The following is a 16001-nucleotide window of genomic DNA, read 5'->3' as shown; positions in this document are numbered from 1 at the left end:
ACTCAGGCGCCGCCATCCCGATCAACCTGTTCGGGCGAGGAGACCATGACCGGGTCCGCCCGGCGGATGCGCTGCGCTGTCGAACGAGGTCGCCGCCGAGGACGGATCTCGATCGCATCACCGTCCGACTTGGCCGACGCCAGTCGGTCCGTGTGAGCGACTATCTTTCGGGATGATCTGGCAGCCCATTCTTCGCCCTCGGCGGCGACGCCTTCGAGAATATGCAACGTGTGGTGAATTCGAACTGGTCTCGCGGCTGCTCGACGCCCGGGTGAGAGGCGAGGAACTCGTCGCGACGCCCCGCGCCGCCGAGGTCACGCCGACGGAGGCGGCGGTGCTGCTGCTGGGCATGTCACGTCCCCGGGTCCGCAAGCTGATGGACCGCGGCCTGCTGGAGTTCCGCAAGGTCGGTACCCACCACCGCGTGCGCGTCTCGTCGATCCGGGCGTTCCTGGACAACGAGCGCCCCCGACGGCGCGAGGCACTCGCCGACCTGGCCGCCGTACAGAACGAACTCGGCCTGACCGAATGACCACCGCCGGCGAGACCGACCTGATCCGCGCCAGGGTGGTCGGCGGGGTGGCCTCACGGTTGTGGTCGCCTCGTGCGGACCAAATGTTTCGCTGACTGAGCGACGACGCCGGCGACGCGGGACGAACCGTCCAGCCGACGGGGTGGCGGCGCGCTCCGGCAGACGGGTGATCAGGATCTGGCAGGGTCAGAATCGAGCAAAACGAGCGTGCCGCTCGTATCGATCGAGTTCGGAGGCGGTCATGACGTCGCCAGCGAGAAACGAGCCGCTGCACGCCGAGACCTACCTGCCACACGAGGAAGCCGGCGAGATCGTCGACTTCCTCGCCGCCCTGCGTGACTGCGGCCGGCAAGCGGCCGAGCCGCGTCCTCGGCTGACCGTTGGACCCGACGGGCGCAGCGTCGAGCTGCCCGAGCCCATGTACGACGTTCTCCTGCGGGTCGCCGCCGCGATGAAGGCGGGCCTAGCGGTCACGGTCGCGCCGCATCGCCTGCTGCTGTCCACCCAGGAGGCAGCCGACCTGCTACGGATCTCGCGGACCACGCTGATCCGGCTGTTGGAGACGGGAGTCATCCCGTTCGAGAAGCCCAGCCGCCACCGCAGGGTCCGCCTCGACGATCTCCTCGAATACCGCGGACGCCAACGCCGCGCCGCCGACCTCGCCTTCGCCGGCATGGTCGCCGACACCGAGCGTCTTGGCCTGTACGACGACGACCCCGACGCGACACGGGCGGCACTGAAGGCCGCCCGCAAGAAGACCCAAGGCTGACGGACGTGTTCGGCGTTCCTCGCACCCGCGTCGACGTGATCGCCACGGACGGCCTCGCGGACTTCCCTCCTAACGCGCTGCCAGTACGCCGTATGTCAGAGGTAGCCGACCCACCGGCACACCCCCGAGCGTAACGACCCATAGCTCCGCGTCGCGGGCGAACTCCGGCGTGTGCCAGACCGCGCGCGACCACTGGCCGCACCGGTGCGGCCAGAATCAGGCCGCGTCGACTCGCCGCCCGTCACTGTGCACATGCCTTGCATGGAATATCCCCTCGATGTAATGCTGTTGAGGTGGACATCGACTGGCCCGAGGACTTCGGTCGATGGCTCGACCGCCTCGAGGAGGAGGCGCGCGCCGGGGACGAACGCTCGCGTCTCCTCCTGGCGTACACCGCCCGTGCGCTCGACCAGCTGCGACGCCTGACGGACCCGCCCACGAGGGACGGCGAGACGGCGACCCTCCGATGGGTACGGCAGTCCCGCCGGTACCCGCTCTGGCGGGTCTCGCACGCCTACGACCCGCGGGCAGCTGTCCGGTTGATCTGTTGGTTCCCCCCAGGCACCGGCACCGTGGTCGTCACGCTGTTCGCCGCCGACAAGGCCAAGTTGGGAGACGTTTTCTACGACGGGGTAGCTGCCAGAGCCGATCCGATGATCGATCAGTGGAAGCGCGAGACATCCTACGAGGAGAAGCCATGACCGAGGACGCCACGCCGCAGCCGCCGTCGAAGTTCGTCCGTGGGAACGACCACCTGGACCGGCTCCTGTCCGATCCACAGCTCGCCGCCGACGTCGCCGAGGCGCACGCGGCAGCGGAGGAGATGGACCGGGTCTACGCCATGAACCTGGCGATGATCCGCAAGGCCGCCCAGATGACCCAGGCCGAGGTTGCCAAGAAGCTCGGCGTCGGCCAGGCCGCCGTCTCCCGTCTCGAAAGCCGCGAGGACATGCTCCTGTCCACTCTCTACGACTACCTCACCGCGACCGGCGCCGACGCGGCCAGCATCGTCGTCACCGTCCACGGGCGCCGCATCGAGCTCGACCTCGGCAGCGTTCGCGGCGCTCGGGTCGCCTGACAACGCAAGCAGCGTCGTCACCCCAACACGGCAAGATCATTGTGGGCGTGGACGCCCCGACACCGGCCGGCACCGGGCGGCGGCCGGCGTCAGGGTGCGTCCCGAAAACCCCTGCGGTTGTTGGACTTTGCGGCATCGCGCAACCATCTATGACACTTGGCGACATAAGATGATCTTGGCTTGAAAACCGCTATGGGGGCAACCTCATCGTGGGTTCGAATCCCACGCCCTCCGCTCTCTACCTGCACGTTTGTCCGCTGGGTGGATCGTCCGGAAGTCCCTGAAGCTTGTCGTGGGCGTCGGGGTGGGTATGGCGGCGCGCGGACCGGGACGGCGTTCACCAGGCGGCGGCCCGCCGCCCGACCGCGGCGCGTTCAGCCTGGCAGGCCGACGAGCCGGGCGCTGTCGTTCCAGAGCGCCCGCGCGACGTCGTCTCGGCGGGCCAGTCTGGAGGGGTCCGGCCAGGTGAGCCGTCCCCTTCGCAGGGCGGCATAGGTGCGTCCGCTCGGCGGCTTCGCGAGGCCGAGAGCCAGGTCGGCCAGGGTGTGTCCCGCGGCGGCGCGGCTGTTGAGATTCCGGTTGAGCCTGCGCAGCGGCCACCCCAGCGCCGGCGTGCCCAGCAGCGACCAGGCCGTCCCCAGGGGGAACGGCAGGTCCCTGGCCAGCCCGGTTCCGAACACCTGCCCGGGATCGTAGGCGACCACCCTGACGCGCCGGGCCCGCGCGTCGGGGTGCTCGGACAGCGACCGCGCGGTGAGCGCGACGCACAGCTTGGACGCGGTGTACGCGTGCTCGCCCGCCCGGCGCGGCCGGGTGTCACGGCCGGGGTCACGATCCGGATGCGCCAGCAGCTCCGCGTCCGCGTGCCGTGGTGGCCTCAGCCCGGAGCGGGTGTCGGGGTCGTGCGTGCCGCTCGTGGTCAGGACGACGACGGCCCCGTCCGCCAGGGTGAGAAGCAGTAGGCGCGCCAGCAGGTAGTGCGCGAGGTGGTTGACGGCGAAGGTCGTCTCGAGGCCGTCGAGGGTTCGACCGGTGACGTCGGGAAGGACCACGCCCGCGTTGAGCACCAGCGCGTCGACCGGAACGCCGCCGAGCCGCTCGTGGACCGCCTTCGCGAAGGCTCGCGCCGAGTCGAGCTCCGCCAGGTCGAGCGGGACGAACTCGCCGGCGGACGTCGGCCGGCGCGCGCCGAGGATCAGCCGAACGTCGTTCGACAGTGTCAGCCGCCGCGCCGCGTGCGCGCCGAATCCCGAGGTGCCGCCGGTCATGACCATCGTCGGCATGCCGCCCCCTCCGAAGCCGGCCGCCTGAGCCGCGCCGCCTGGGAAGGCGGTGCTCCGGGCGCCGTCACGTCGCGGGAATCGGGCCGGCGGAGGCCGCGACGACGCGGCGAACCGTCTCGTCGATCGGGGTGGCGCAGGTCAGCCGACGGTTACCGCGGGCCTGGAGGTCGCCTCGTTGTTCGGCGTCGTAGAGCGCCGCGAGCTCGTGGGCGAACGGCGTCGGCAGGCCGGCGCCGACCAGGGCGTCGACCCATCCCGGCCGCGGAATGGTGACGACCCGCAAAGGCTTCCCGAGCGCGGCAGCCAGCTCGGCGGCGACTTCCCGCTCGGTGTATTCGGGCCCTTCCAGGTCGATGACCTCGCTGGCCGGCGGCGGCGCGAGCAGCGCCTCGGCGACCGCCTTCCCGATGTCACGGGTGGCGATCATCGTGGTGGGCACGTCGGCCGTCTCGCCGAAGACGGGATAGATGTCGGCGTGCAGGGCGGCGCCGAGAATCGTCTCGACCTTCTCCTGGAAATGCCAGGAACGGATCGCCGTCAGCAGGACGTCCGTCTGGCGCAGCCGGTTTTCCAGGTGGTGCAGCCAGCGGATGGGCCCGGTCCCGTCGGCCAGGTCGGCGCCGATCGAGGACAGCAGGACGACGTGGGGGACGCCGCTGGCGCCGACCGCGCTGGCGATCGAGTCCGCGAGCTGGCGGTGCTCGGCGTCGCCACCGGTCGGGATGGTGGGCAGAAGGATGAAGGCCCCGTCGCTTCCGCCCAGCGCCCGCGTAAGCGCCACCTGGTCGTTGAAGTCCGCGACGGCGGTCTCGGCTCCGTGCTGGGCCCACGTCTCGCGCCTGGTCGCGTCGCGGACCACCACCCGCACCGGCGCGCCCGCGCGCAGCAGCTCCTGGGCGGCCACCGCGCCGACGTGGCCGGTCGCCCCTGTGATCGTGTACATCGGGCTTCTCCCTGCTTGTTGGGCTGGTTCGTTGGTATCCAGGAGACCCGCGAGCGTGGTGTCGATCCATATCTGGTGGTCCCGATTCCATGTCTCTGCGTCTACGCTTGAGCGCGTGGATCCGCTGGGTGATCTACTGAATGGGGTTCGGGCGCGTACCACGGCGTTCTGCCGGGCGATCCTGGAGCCTCCGTGGGCATTGCGCATCGCCGACGGAGCTGCCCTCGCGCTGGCCACGGCGCAGCGCGGGCATGCCTGGATCGTGCCGGACCGGGGCGAGCCGGTACTGATGCGCACGGGAGACGTGGCCGTCATCAAGGGCCCGGCCCCGTACACCGTCGGCGACGATCCATGTACCGTCCCGGACGTCGTCGTCGGCGCCGACAATCGCGTGATCACCATGGACGGTGTCGACGTCACGGACGACCTGCGACTCGGATCGCGTACCAGTGGACGCTCCCGCGATGATTCGGCAATCGTGGCGAGCGGGACCTACCAGGTCGGCAATGACGTGACCGAGCGGCTGCTGAACGCGTTACCGGACATTGTGCTGGTACCAAAGGCCGATCCGCAGAGCCCGGTGATGACGTTGTTGGCGCACGAGCTCGGCCGGGACGGTCCTGGCCAGCAGATCGTGCTTGACCGACTGCTGGACATCGCCCTCGTCGCCACGATTCGTGCCTGGTTCGACCACCTGGAGACGGCGGCGCCGGGCTGGTACCGCGCCTACAGCGACGCGCTGGTCGGTCCGGCGTTGCGGCTGATACACGACGACCCTGGCCATCCCTGGACGGTCGCGTCCCTTGCCTCAAGAGTGGGCTGTTCCAGGGCGGCCTTCGCGCGCCGTTTCACCACGCTGGTCGGCGAACCTCCCGTGAGGTACCTGACCGGCTGGCGAATCGCGCTCGCGGCCGACCTGCTGCGCACGTCCGACCTCACCGTTGAAAGCGTCGCCCACCAGGTTGGCTACGCCAACGCGTTCGCGTTGAGCGTCGCATTCAAACGCGTCCGCGGAGTGTCGCCCACGCGCTACCGCGACGAAAGAACAGCCGGTCTCGACTCGGTCGGTCTCGGCTCGCGATGAAGCCGTTCGGGCTCCTGCCGCGGCGGGCGGCGTCGGTGGCGCGGCGGCCGGTCAGGCCACGGCGGGGGTGGAGTCGGCGGGGTCGACGTTGACCGTCTGGGAGCGGGCGGCCTCGGGACGGAGGTCGTCGAGGGAGAGCTGATGGGCCGGCGGGATGGAGATCACGACGCGGGAGGTGACCGTGAGGTCGGGGGCGACGTGCAGCAGCTCGCCGGAGGTCATCAGGCGCCAGGCGGGATCCTCGTCCATCCGTTCGCTTTCGACGGCCACGGCCGGCCGGTCCGCCAGGTCGAGCGAGCGGGCCCTGATCTCGCTGAACGGGCTTGCGTGGTCGAGGTGGCGGTGGTGGCGGCCGCCGGGCTCGCGGCGCAGCATGTACAGCCGGTTCGTGTCGGGATAGCGGAGCGCCCACAGCTCGTCGGCCGTGGCGAGCACCATGTTGACCGAGTAGAGCGGCAGGTTGGCCGCGATCCACTGAACGGCCGCGACGATGCCGGCGCCGACGTCGCCGTCCCGGGCGGCGATCTCTCGGTTGATCAGGGCGAAGTAACGTTCGGAGTCCGTGTCGCCCTGGACCATCGCGCGATCCTCGCCGAGCTGGGCCTCCAGCCGGTCCAAGCCCTCGATGACTCCGTTGTGGGCGAACACCCGGTTCTCATGCTGGAACGGATGAGTGTTCGCGAGGTTTGCCCGTCCGGTGGAGGCATGCCGAACATGAGCGACAAAAGTGGACGAGACGACGGTTCGCGGTTGGTGGGCGAAATCGGCGCCGATCCGGCTCGTGATCGGCTGCTTGATGACGTGTGGGGTGCCCCCTTGGCCGAACACGGCAAGACCGGCTCCATCCGGCGCGCGGGCCGTTTGTGCCCGGTCCGTGTCCGGTGCGTCGAGCAGCCAGAACGTGGCCTCCACCGGCCGCGCGCCGCTCGTCAGCGCGAACATGTGACACATGGGCTACCCCGCCCAGCTGTCGCGGGCGGCGCCAGGGCCTTTCTCGGTCGACCAGGGCTCGCTGCCGGCAGGAAACACGTTCGCGCCCTCCTTCTCGGGACCACGGTTCCTTCGCGGACTGTGGATGTGCCCCGATCCGCCCCCCGTCACGCCGCGCCTGACCGCCTCATCGGCCCGGGCCGTCCTCACCCACCGACGGCACCCACCGACGGCACCCACCGAGTCACCCACCGAGGTAGCCCGCCGTGGGCGCTTCGCCCCCGCGGCCCGGTCGGCCCGTCTGGCGGCGGCGTGCCCGGGTAGACCGCCGACGTGGCCACTATCAGTGACCGTCTTCCCCAGCTGGGCGGCCTTCCCCAGCTGGGCGGCGAGGTGGGCGTGGCCCGGTTCGTGACGCTGGGGCCCTTGGGCGTCCGAGCCGGCGACGGGGAACCCGTGTTCATCGGGCAGCGCAAGAAGCGCAGGCTGCTGGCCCTGCTCCTGCTGCACGCGGGCGGCTGGGTGAGCACCGAGGAGATCGGCGTGGCGCTGTGGGAGGACAACCCGCCGAGGTCCGCGCTCGGCAACATCAAGACCTACGTCTCCGAGCTGCGCCACGCGCTGCCACCCCTGCCGCCGTCGGCGGGTGGCGACCAGCTCGACGAGTGGGACCGTGACCCGTCGGCGCCCGAGTCGGCGGGCCGGATCAGGAGCCGGGGCGGGGAGTACACCCTGGCGCTGCGACCGGGCGAGCTCGACGTGGACCTCTTCGAGTCGGACGCCCGGGCCGGCGACGAGGCGCTGGCCGCCGGCCGGGCCGCCGAGGCCGCGCGTCGGCTTGAGCACGCGCTCACGCTGTGGCGTGGCCGGCCGTACGAGGACCTGCCGGCCGAGGTGGTGGTCGCCGAGACCACCCGCCTCGAGGAGCTGCGCTGGGCGGTGTGGGAGAACCTGGTCGACTCGCGGCTGCGGCTCGGCCAGCACGACCGGGTGCTGCCGGCCCTGCGAGCCCTCGCCATCGAGCATCCGACCAGGGAGCGCCTGTGGGCGCAGCTGGTTGCCGCGCTCGACCAGGACGGCCGGCGCGCGGAGGCGCTCCGCGCGTACCAGACGGTGTACCGGACACTGACCGAACAGCTCGGCATCGAGCCCGGCGAGCACCTGCGCCAGGCGCACCAGCGCGTCCTGCACGGCGCCGAGGATGACGCCGCGCCGCCCCGGCGGTCTCACCCACCGTGATGAACCCGCGCTGAATCCAGGCCGGGTATGCCCACTTCAACCGCCCGCGCGGCCATCGGACGCGGATCCGAACAGAGTCGATCGGAGAGATACAGGCGCGCGGAGGCAGAACCCGGCGGCTGCCCCAGGCCTACGGACGACCAGGTGTCGTCAGGACGGCCTGCCGAAGGCGACCGCCAGTCGTGGCGGAGGCCACGACCCGGGTACCTCCGCGGGCAAGGGCACCGCCCACCGCGCCCAAGGCATCGCGCTGGGCGGTTGTGCTGGTTGCCGAAGGGATGTCCCCGGAGGGCTCAGCGCGTCGTCCCCCCGGACCTCGGCGCGCCCTCACCCAGACGGCGAGGCCATCCGGCCCGGCCACCGGTCGCTGAGTTCAGGCCGGCCCGGCCCACCTGAACCCGGCCCATCCGAACCCAGGCCACCCGAACCAGGCCATCCGAACCAGGCCATCCGAACCCAGGCCCATCCGAACCTCTGTATCCCGCCCTGGCCCCGCCACCTGGCGCTGACGAGGCGCCGACCGGCTCCGGCGCGCCCCGGCTGGTCTCGCCGTGAGACCCGGCCAGGTGCCACCTGCCGGGACACCCGGGCGCCGCGCCGTTCCGTCACGGCCCGCGCCGTGACGCCGAGCCGCTGGAGTGGACATGTTGACGTTGAGCCAACAGGTCGTGTCGACGGACACCGACTTCGGGACGGCGCTGCTCGACCAGCGGTCCGGCCGGTACTGGACGCTGAACCCGACGGCCGCCCTCGCGCTGCGGGTGCTCCTCGACGGCGGCGACCAGGCGCACGCGGCCCGAGCCCTGCTGGACGAGTACGACGTGGCGCCCGCGACCGCGCGCGCCGACGTCGACCGACTCGTCGACGAGCTGTCGGTCGCGGGCCTGGTGACTGTCTCCGGCCGCGCCGCCGGGACGTCCAGAGCCGGCGCGAGGACCGCGCTGGACACCAGAGGCGCGGGGACCGCCAAGGGCACCATGCGCAGGCTGCTCGACCGGCGCGCGCGCGGCACGACCCCGCGGCACCGCGGGAACCCACGGCAGGAAGGCTCGCACCGAGCGGGCCGACGCGAGGGAGGTTGACGACGTGACGACGCCGATGTCGGTGCGCCCACCAGCCCCACAGCCGCCAATGGGCCGGCGCCTGCGCGCGCGGCTCGCGGTGGCCGCGGCCCGCGCGCTCTCGACCCAGCCGCCGGCCAGAATCCGGGCGGTGCTCGCCGCGGCCAGCCGCGGCGCCGTCCCCGCGACCTGGGGGACGGCCCAGCGCGCGGGGGACGACGTCACCGCGGTCAGCCAGCTGTGCCGGAACGAGAGCGGCTGCCTGCCGCGGTCGGTGGCGACGGCCCTGCTGTGCCGGATGTCGGGCAGCTGGCCCACGTGGCGCGTCGGCGTGCGCGCCGTCGCGCCGTTCGCCGCGCACGCATGGGTCGAGGTCGACGGTCATCTGGTCGGCGAGAGCGCGCCAGACGGCTACTTCCGCCCGCTGATGACCGTCGCGCCCACCCGCGCGCGATGGGACACGGCCGAACCGCGGCGCCCGGTCCCGGCCATGCCCGGGACCGCGACCGATGCCACAGCCTCTGCCGATGCCACAGCCTCTGCCGATGCCACGGCCGAAGGCGCGGCCTCGGCCCAGGCCGTGATCACGGCCGAAGGCGCGGCCGCGCCGGCGGGGCGCCGAGCGCCGGTGGTGACGCGGTGACCGGCGTGTCGGGCTACCCCGACCTGCCCGAGTTCGGCGTCGCCGGAAGCCCCGGACCGGGGCCTGGTCGCCGGCCCGGTCGAGGGCCAGGCCTCGGAGCCCCCGGGCTCGTCGGTGGGCCGGACGGCCGCGGGGACGGGTCCGGTCCCGGGGGGAACGCCCCGCCGGGCGGGCCACCGCCAGGGCCGATGACCGGCCCGCCAGGATTCCCACCGGATCCGCCCGGCGGGTTCGGGCCAGGTCCGGTCCGCGGCCCAGGCCCTGGGCCGGGCCCATGGCCAGGCGGTCCGCCAGGCCCGCGGCCCGGTCCCGGCGGCCCGCGGCTCGGCGGGCTCCCGTTCGGGCGGCTCTGGCGGCTGATGCGGGGGCACAAGCGGCCCATCCTGCTCGGCGTCGGCCTGACGGTGGCCGGCACCCTGTGCGGGGTGATCCAGCCGTTGCTGGTCAAGCGCGTCATCGACGGCGCCCAGCACGGCGGGGTCGCGTCCTGGCTGCTGATCACTCTGCTGGTGCTGTTCGTCGGTGAGGCGCTGATCAACACGCTCGGGCACTACCTGCTGGAACGCACCGGCCAGGGCGTCCTGCTCGGGCTGCGCCGACGGCTGGTCACGCACCTGCTGCGGCTGCGGATCAGCGTGTACGACGAGCGGCGGATGGGTGATCTGATCTCCCGGGCGAACACCGACACCGTGGTAGTCCGGGAGGCCGTCGCGTACAGTTTCGCGGCCTTCCTGACGAGCCTCGTCGGGGCGTTCGGCGCGATCGCGTTGATGATCTACATAGACGCCCGGCTGTTCCTGCTGGTCGTCGTCGCGGTCACCGTCGCCGGCGTCGGCGTGTTCACGGCGCTGCGCCGGATCCGGACCACCTCCGAGCAGGGCCAGGCGACCCTGGGCCGGATGACCGCCGACCTGGAGCGCTCGCTGGCCGCGATCCGCACGGTGCGGGCGAGCCGCGCCGAGGGCCGCGAGGCCGAGCGGATCGACGCGCACTCCCGGGAGGCCTACCGGCTCGGCGTGCGGATGGCCCGGCTCAACTCGGTCATCGCGCCGGCGATGGAGCTGGCCGTGCAGGGTTCCGTGCTCGTCGTCCTGCTGGTCGGCGGCGTGCTGGTCGCCCACGGCGTCACCTCGCTCGGCTCACTGGTCGCATTCCTGCTCTATGCGACGTACCTGGTCATGCCGATGTCGCAGCTGATCGAGGCAACCGGGATCATGCAGCGCGGGATGGGCGCGCTCGACCGCGTCGACGCCGTCTTCGCGCTGCCGCGCGAGCCCGAGCTCGACGCGGTCCCCGACCTCGACGCGACCTCCGGCCTGGAGGGGACTCCTGGCCTGGAGGGGATCCCGGCGGCCGGCCTCGACGGCCGGCCAATCACGGCGAGCCCTCGTGACGGGGAGCGGGGCGGCCGGGCGGAGTCGGCCGATGACGCTGCGGGCAGCTGCCTGATCCGGGTCATCCCGGCGGGGGCGGCCGGGGCCGACGGCGCGGCCGAGGCCGGCGGGAGCCGCGTGGCCGCGGCGACGGGCCGCGCGAACCCCGTGGCGCGTGCCGTGGACCGTGCGCCCGCCGGGGAGGACGGATCGTCCGGCGCGCCGGCGGTGGAGTTCCGCGGGGTGTGGTTCGGCTACACCCCGAGCCAGCCCGTGTTGCGTGATGTCTCGTTCACCGTGCCGGGGCGGGGGCACATCGCGCTGGTCGGGCCGTCGGGCGCCGGTAAGTCGACGGCACTCGAGCTGCTCGAACGGTTCTATGACCCGGACCGCGGCGAGATCCTGCTCCAGGGCGTGGATGTGCGCGCGATGAGCCGAGAAGCCGCCCGCGGTCAGGTGAACCTCGTCGAGCAGAACGCTCCGGTGCTGCAGGGCTCATTGCGCGACAACATCACCTACGCGTCCCCGAACGCGAACGAAGCCGAGATCGACGAGGCCGTGGAGACAGCGCGCCTGGGCGAGCTGGTCACCCGGATGCCGAACGGCGTGTGGACGGAGGTCGGCGACCATGGCGTGCTGCTGTCCGGCGGGGAACGCCAGCGGGTCGCGATCGCGCGGGCGCTGCTGGCGCGACCGGCCGTGCTGCTGCTGGACGAGCCGACCTCGCAGATGGACAGCGTCAACGAGCGCGCGCTCACGCAGGTGATGCACGACATCGCCCAGGAAAGGGCGTTGCTGGTCATCGCGCACCGGATGTCCACGGTCCGGGCCGCTGACCGGATCGTCGTCCTGGACGAGGGTCAGGTGATCGCGACGGGTACCCACGAACGGCTGGTCGAGACCTGTCCGCTCTACCGTCGCCTGTCCGCGACCGACCTGGAAGCCACGGCCCCGGCGACGACCTGAGGCCCTTCCTGTGATCTTGGTCGGGGTGCTCGACCGCTGATTCGCGCACACATCTGACGATCAGGAGCCGCCAGAAGCCCGGCGACTTCCTTGATCGTCAGATGTGTGCGCAATCTGGCGACTCCTGTCCGTTTTGAATTTCGGCGCAGATCTGGCGATCTACGGACCGGACCAGGCTGAGACGGGCTGGAGATCGTCAGTTGTGGGCCCGGTTCGGCGTTCCGGGACCATGCAAGATTCAGTGGAAGCGCCGCGGGCGATGGCGCCTCGCGGTCGGCCTTCTGCTTGTTCCACTGACTCCTAGCGGTTCCGCGCTCCGTGCCGCTCCCTGCCGATCTGCGCCGGTCAGTGCAGACACCCGACTTTCCGTGCCACCGCTCGCGCGCGGCGGCGTGAGCGGGGTCGGCGGATCGGCGCGCGGGCCGTCGCCACCAGCGCCGTCGCCACCAGCGCCGTCGCCACCAGCACTGCCGCGGCCGGCCGATGTTCGTGCCGCCCGGCGAGCCGCGGCGCGGGACGTGTCGGCTCGCGGTGACGGGGCATGCCGTCAGGGTGACACGTACCACGCCGTCCGCCGCAGCGGCGGATCCCGCGACGACCCGGCAGCCCGGGGAGGACCGCACCGCGCCCAAGGTGGACGAGGCGACCAGCGCGGCCGTCGGAAAGCTCAGCGAAGCGCTGGAATGGGTGGAACGGGCCCGGGGCGCGCTGTACGAGTTCCACCAGCTGTCCGGTCACGCCGACAAGACACTGGCCGAGGCGATCGAGGACCTGGCCGCCGCCGGCCACCCGCGCGCCGCCGCGCAGCTGCGCCGGGAGCTGTTCGGGCGCAACGTGCTTGACGGGCGCTGGACGTTCCAGATCGTCGAGGAGTATGACGATCTTTACTACCGGCCGTTCGTCGAGGCCGACGAGCGGATCCGGATCCGCTTCACGGGCGGCCGCCGGCATGTGCACGAGGCCCGGATGAAGGCCACCGAACGTGGCGACGCCGGTCGCGACCCCTGGGGTTCCGGGGCCTGACCGAACGCGGATCGCCGGCTCCCGGTCCAGGCCTGGGGACCCGACGGGGTCGGGGCCCTGGGCCCGGGCGTGGAGCCGGCGATCTCAGGTGCGGCGCCGCCGGTCGCGGCCGGCGCGGGGTCAGGCGTCGCGGCGCTTGGCCGTGACGAGGGCGAGGGCGAGCAGCGCGGCCGTGATGACCGCGAAGTAGACCAGCGAGCCCCAGGGTCCGAACGGCATGTCGCCCGGGCCGTCGCCGGCGTTGCCGACGTGGTCCGTCCCGGCCGCGAGGAAGTTGTTCCCGGCGGTGAACGGCAGCCATTTCTGGATGTCGTCGCCGACCCTCGGGATGATCAGGATCAGGTTCTCGACGAGCAGGGGCCACAGCAGCACCAGGGCGATCGCGCCGGCGGACTGCCGGATGAGCACCCCGATCGCGACGGCGAAGACCGCGGCCACCAGGTAGTACAGGCCGACGCCGAACACGACCCGGTAGTCCCGGGCGGTGTAGAAGTCCAGCGGTGCCTCGGACCCCCGGATCGCCTTCGCCAGCCCCCAGGAGGCGACGCCGGCGACCTCGCCGACGGCGGCGGCCACCAGGGCGATGACGGCGGCCTTCGCGAGCAGCGCGCTGGTGCGGTTCGGCACCGCGAGGAAGGTCGCCCGGATCGTCCCGAAGCGGTACTCGGTCGTCACGGCCAGGACCGCCATGATCATCATGATCATGAACCCGAACCGGTAGGGCCCCTGGGTCTGCGGGGCGGTGAACTCCTGGGCGTCCGTGTCGGTTATCAGCCCGGCCGCGAGCGCGACGAACCCGACCGTGAGCACCATGGCGGCCGCGATGCACCACCACGGAGACCTGGTCGAGAACAGCTTGATCCGCTCGACCTTCACCAAGGTCAACGCCGTCATCGCGGCTCCCCCTTCCCTGCCGGCGCGGCGCCACTCAGGATCCCGGCACCGGCCGGCTGGCCGGGAACGGCCATGACCGGGCCGCCGGCCGGCGCGGCGACGCCGACCGGCGTGCCGGTGCGGTACTCGACATCCCCGCCGGTCATCTGGATGAAGGCCTGCTCCAGCGAGCCGCGCTGGGCGGCGAGCTCGTGCAGGACGAGGCCGGCGCGGCCGGCCAGCTCGCCGACGGCGTCGGTGGTCGCGCCGTGGACGACCAGCGCGGCCGGGCCCTCGTCGGAGGCCGGCGCGTCGTCGGCCGCGAGCCCGCCGGCGACGATCACCTCGCGCAGCCGCCCGAGCTCCGGCCCGCGCACCCGGACGGTGCTGCCGGAGGCCGCCTCGATGAAGGCACTGGTGCTGGTCTGGGAGATCAGCCGGCCCCGGCCGATCACGACCAGGTCCTGCGCGGTCAGCGCCATCTCCGACAGCAGGTGGCTGGAGACGAACACCGTCCGGCCCTCGGCGGCCAGCCGGTGCATGAACTGGCGGATCCAGAGGATGCCCTCCGGGTCGAGCCCGTTGACCGGCTCGTCGAACAGCAGCACGCCCGGGTCGCCGAGCAGCGCGCCGGCGATGCCGAGTCGCTGCGACATGCCCAGCGAATACCCGCCGGCGCGCCGGCCGGCGACCTGGGTCAGGCCCACGAGCTCCAGCACCTCGCCGACCCGCTTCTCCGGCAGTCGGTTGGAGACGGCCAGCCAGCGCAGGTGGGCGCGGGCAGACCGGTTCGGATGAACCCACCTCGCGTCCAGCAAGGCTCCGACGTGTCGAAGTGGCTCCTTCAGGTCGGCATACCGCTTCCCGTCGATGCGGACGTCCCCGGCTGTCGGGCGGTCCAGCCCGAGGATCATCCGCATCGTGGTCGACTTGCCCGCTCCGTTCGGCCCGAGGAAGCCGGTGACCCGGCCGGGTTGCACGGTGAAGGACAGATCGTTGACGGCAAGCGTGCGACCGTAACGCTTGGTGAGCCCGCGCGCCTCGATCATCACTCTCCCTTGGTCGGGTGGGCTTCCTGGTTATCAACTATCAAACTGATATCACTTTTTTGCGAGGCCGAGAACCCTTCCGCCGCGCCGCCAGCCGGGAGCGGCCGCGTCGAGGGCATCGGGGAACGTCGAGGGCATCGAGAACACAAGGTCGGCGTCACGGTGGTGGGATCGCCCGGCGCCCAGTCGCGGCTACCTGGCTCTCGTCACCACAGTCAACAGGCTGGGACGAGCCCGTCACCATCCGGCTAACCCTACGGTTCTGGGCCCGGCCGACCCCCGCTCCCGATGGCGAGCTCACCGGACCACCGGCCGGCCGCGACGTGGACCGTCGCCGTGCGCCAGAAGTGCGGCTGGCGGCGCGCGGGCGCGACTCGCCCGGCGGTCGACCGTCGGACGCCGGAGCGATCGAGCCGCATATCATCCGAACTCATGTTCGAAAGCGATCGGGGATTCGCTGGTACGACCAGCCAAGAGCTCGGCCCGCCGGGGGCGAGCCCAGGAGCCGGGGTCGGTGGTGGGGTTGGTCACGCGCGCGGCCACGCGGTGGTCAGGGTATGACCCGATATGGAGGATCACTGTCAAGTCGGTCACGGCCCGAAAGGCCGCGGGTAGGAGGGGTGCCCCGTGACGGTCGGACAGGGGTGCGACAGGATGGCCCGGTGCCTGCCCGCCGGTCCCCTTCGTCCGCATCCCTTGCCGCCTCGCCGCCGGTCGCGTCCTCGCCGGTCCAGCCGGTTCCGGCCGCCGGTCACGGTGAGCCGTCGGCCAGGGCGTCTGCCGTGACCACCGGTCGAGCCACCCCGGACCTCCCGGACCGGCGGCGCCGGTCCGGCAGGGACTCCGGCCGGGCGGCCGGCGTGCAGCAGACGCTCCCCGTCCCCCTGCGCGGCCTCGGCCAGCCGGGCCGCGGGGCCAGGCACATTCCGGTGACGGCCAGCTGCGGCGGTTGTGACCACCGCTGGACCGAGGAGGACGCGACGCACTGCCGTGGCTGCCACGGCCACTGGCCGGACCTCGCGGGCTTCGACGAGCACCTGGCCGCGTGCCCGACCTACATCCCGATCGAGCCGCCGAGCCGTAGCAGGGTCCGCAAGGCCTCCTGACCGCCTCGCCCGTCCGCCCCGGGGGGGGGGCCGCGGCGGCACGGCCGGG

At 72.3% G+C, this 16001-nt stretch carries 16 protein-coding genes; 11 read left to right on the top strand and 5 right to left on the bottom strand.

The annotated features are described in order from the left end of the window. The first annotated feature begins 271 nt into the window (after positions 1-271). From I6A81_RS44745 to I6A81_RS07530, 4 genes are all read left to right on the top strand, one after another. On the top strand, positions 272-532 hold the full coding sequence (locus I6A81_RS44745; protein ID WP_202999605.1) for a helix-turn-helix domain-containing protein: 261 nt from the start codon (positions 272-274) through the stop codon (positions 530-532). 241 nt (positions 533-773) lie between these two features. Further along, positions 774-1301 carry a helix-turn-helix domain-containing protein gene (locus I6A81_RS07540; RefSeq protein WP_202999607.1) on the top strand — a complete coding sequence of 176 codons (528 nt, stop codon included), beginning with the start codon at positions 774-776 and terminating at the stop codon, positions 1299-1301. A 293-nt stretch (positions 1302-1594) separates the two neighbouring features. Next, the gene (locus I6A81_RS07535; RefSeq protein WP_202999609.1) at positions 1595-2002 is read left to right on the top strand and encodes a hypothetical protein; all 408 of its coding nucleotides are present in this window, start codon (positions 1595-1597) and stop codon (positions 2000-2002) included. Further along, positions 1999-2379, top strand: coding sequence for a helix-turn-helix domain-containing protein (locus I6A81_RS07530; protein WP_202999611.1), 381 nt, complete (start codon positions 1999-2001; stop codon positions 2377-2379). Before I6A81_RS07535 ends, I6A81_RS07530 begins: the two co-directional genes overlap by 4 nt. Positions 2380-2753: 374 nt before the next feature. Here the strand turns inward: I6A81_RS07530 and I6A81_RS07525 are convergent, their stop codons facing one another. Both I6A81_RS07525 and I6A81_RS07520 read right to left on the bottom strand, forming a co-directional pair. Beyond that, on the bottom strand, positions 2754-3662 hold the full coding sequence (locus I6A81_RS07525) for an SDR family NAD(P)-dependent oxidoreductase (protein ID WP_202999613.1): 909 nt from the start codon (positions 3660-3662) through the stop codon (positions 2754-2756). 64 nt (positions 3663-3726) lie between these two features. Then, complete coding sequence (locus I6A81_RS07520) at positions 3727-4605, bottom strand: NmrA family NAD(P)-binding protein (RefSeq protein ID WP_202999615.1); 879 nt, start codon at positions 4603-4605, stop codon at positions 3727-3729. Between the two features lie 115 nt (positions 4606-4720). Here I6A81_RS07520 and I6A81_RS07515 point away from each other — a divergent pair, with 115 nt between their 5' ends. Further along, positions 4721-5689, top strand: coding sequence for an AraC family transcriptional regulator (locus I6A81_RS07515; protein ID WP_202999638.1), 969 nt, complete (start codon positions 4721-4723; stop codon positions 5687-5689). Between the two features lie 51 nt (positions 5690-5740). On the opposite strand, the gene I6A81_RS07510 is transcribed toward I6A81_RS07515, so the two are convergent. Further along, a complete protein-coding gene (locus I6A81_RS07510) occupies positions 5741-6640 on the bottom strand; it encodes a class II glutamine amidotransferase (protein ID WP_202999617.1) in 900 nt (299 codons plus the stop codon). Between the two features lie 312 nt (positions 6641-6952). On the opposite strand from I6A81_RS07510, the gene I6A81_RS07505 reads away from it, so the two are divergent. From I6A81_RS07505 to I6A81_RS07485, 5 genes are all read left to right on the top strand, one after another. Continuing rightward, positions 6953-7858, top strand: coding sequence for an AfsR/SARP family transcriptional regulator (locus I6A81_RS07505; protein WP_202999619.1), 906 nt, complete (start codon positions 6953-6955; stop codon positions 7856-7858). Between the two features lie 644 nt (positions 7859-8502). Further along, positions 8503-8940: a lasso peptide biosynthesis PqqD family chaperone gene (locus I6A81_RS07500; RefSeq protein WP_202999621.1), complete on the top strand. Its 438-nt coding sequence runs from the start codon at positions 8503-8505 to the stop codon at positions 8938-8940. Between the two features lie 4 nt (positions 8941-8944). Next, the gene (locus tag I6A81_RS07495) at positions 8945-9562 is read left to right on the top strand and encodes a lasso peptide biosynthesis B2 protein (RefSeq protein WP_307874524.1); all 618 of its coding nucleotides are present in this window, start codon (positions 8945-8947) and stop codon (positions 9560-9562) included. Between the two features lie 359 nt (positions 9563-9921). Next, a complete protein-coding gene (locus tag I6A81_RS07490) occupies positions 9922-11901 on the top strand; it encodes an ABC transporter ATP-binding protein (RefSeq protein WP_238428197.1) in 1980 nt (659 codons plus the stop codon). A 633-nt stretch (positions 11902-12534) separates the two neighbouring features. Next, entirely contained in the window at positions 12535-12924 is a 390-nt protein-coding gene (locus I6A81_RS07485) for a hypothetical protein (RefSeq protein ID WP_202999644.1), read from the top strand. A 120-nt stretch (positions 12925-13044) separates the two neighbouring features. Here I6A81_RS07485 and I6A81_RS07480 read toward each other — a convergent pair whose 3' ends face one another. Continuing rightward, positions 13045-13809 (bottom strand): ABC transporter permease, encoded by a 765-nt coding sequence (locus tag I6A81_RS07480; RefSeq protein ID WP_202999646.1) that lies wholly within the window; start codon positions 13807-13809, stop codon positions 13045-13047. Between the two features lie 5 nt (positions 13810-13814). Then, complete coding sequence (locus I6A81_RS07475; protein WP_202999623.1) at positions 13815-14846, bottom strand: ABC transporter ATP-binding protein; 1032 nt, start codon at positions 14844-14846, stop codon at positions 13815-13817. A 782-nt stretch (positions 14847-15628) separates the two neighbouring features. On the opposite strand from I6A81_RS07475, the gene I6A81_RS07470 reads away from it, so the two are divergent. Further along, entirely contained in the window at positions 15629-15952 is a 324-nt protein-coding gene (locus I6A81_RS07470) for an FDXHR family putative zinc-binding protein (protein WP_202999625.1), read from the top strand. Positions 15953-16001: the final 49 nt, after the last annotated feature.

It is taken from the genome of Frankia nepalensis, from assembly GCF_016786325.1.
Classification (GTDB): domain Bacteria; phylum Actinomycetota; class Actinomycetes; order Frankiales; family Frankiaceae; genus Pseudofrankia; species Pseudofrankia nepalensis.
This window is presented reverse-complemented; position numbering and strand designations above follow the sequence as displayed.

Bases quoted from the DNA above. Each gene is read 5' to 3' on its own strand.
- I6A81_RS07540 (WP_202999607.1), top strand. From the start codon at position 774: ATGACGTCGCCAGCGAGAAACGAGCCGCTGCACGCCGAGACCTACCTG.
- I6A81_RS07530 (WP_202999611.1), top strand. From the start codon at position 1,999: ATGACCGAGGACGCCACGCCGCAGCCGCCGTCGAAGTTCGTCCGTGGG.
- I6A81_RS07525 (WP_202999613.1), bottom strand. From the start codon at position 3,662: ATGCCGACGATGGTCATGACCGGCGGCACCTCGGGATTCGGCGCGCAC.
- I6A81_RS07520 (WP_202999615.1), bottom strand. From the start codon at position 4,605: ATGTACACGATCACAGGGGCGACCGGCCACGTCGGCGCGGTGGCCGCC.
- I6A81_RS07510 (WP_202999617.1), bottom strand. From the start codon at position 6,640: ATGTGTCACATGTTCGCGCTGACGAGCGGCGCGCGGCCGGTGGAGGCC.
- I6A81_RS07500 (WP_202999621.1), top strand. From the start codon at position 8,503: ATGTTGACGTTGAGCCAACAGGTCGTGTCGACGGACACCGACTTCGGG.
- I6A81_RS07490 (WP_238428197.1), top strand. From the start codon at position 9,922: ATGCGGGGGCACAAGCGGCCCATCCTGCTCGGCGTCGGCCTGACGGTG.
- I6A81_RS07475 (WP_202999623.1), bottom strand. From the start codon at position 14,846: ATGATCGAGGCGCGCGGGCTCACCAAGCGTTACGGTCGCACGCTTGCC.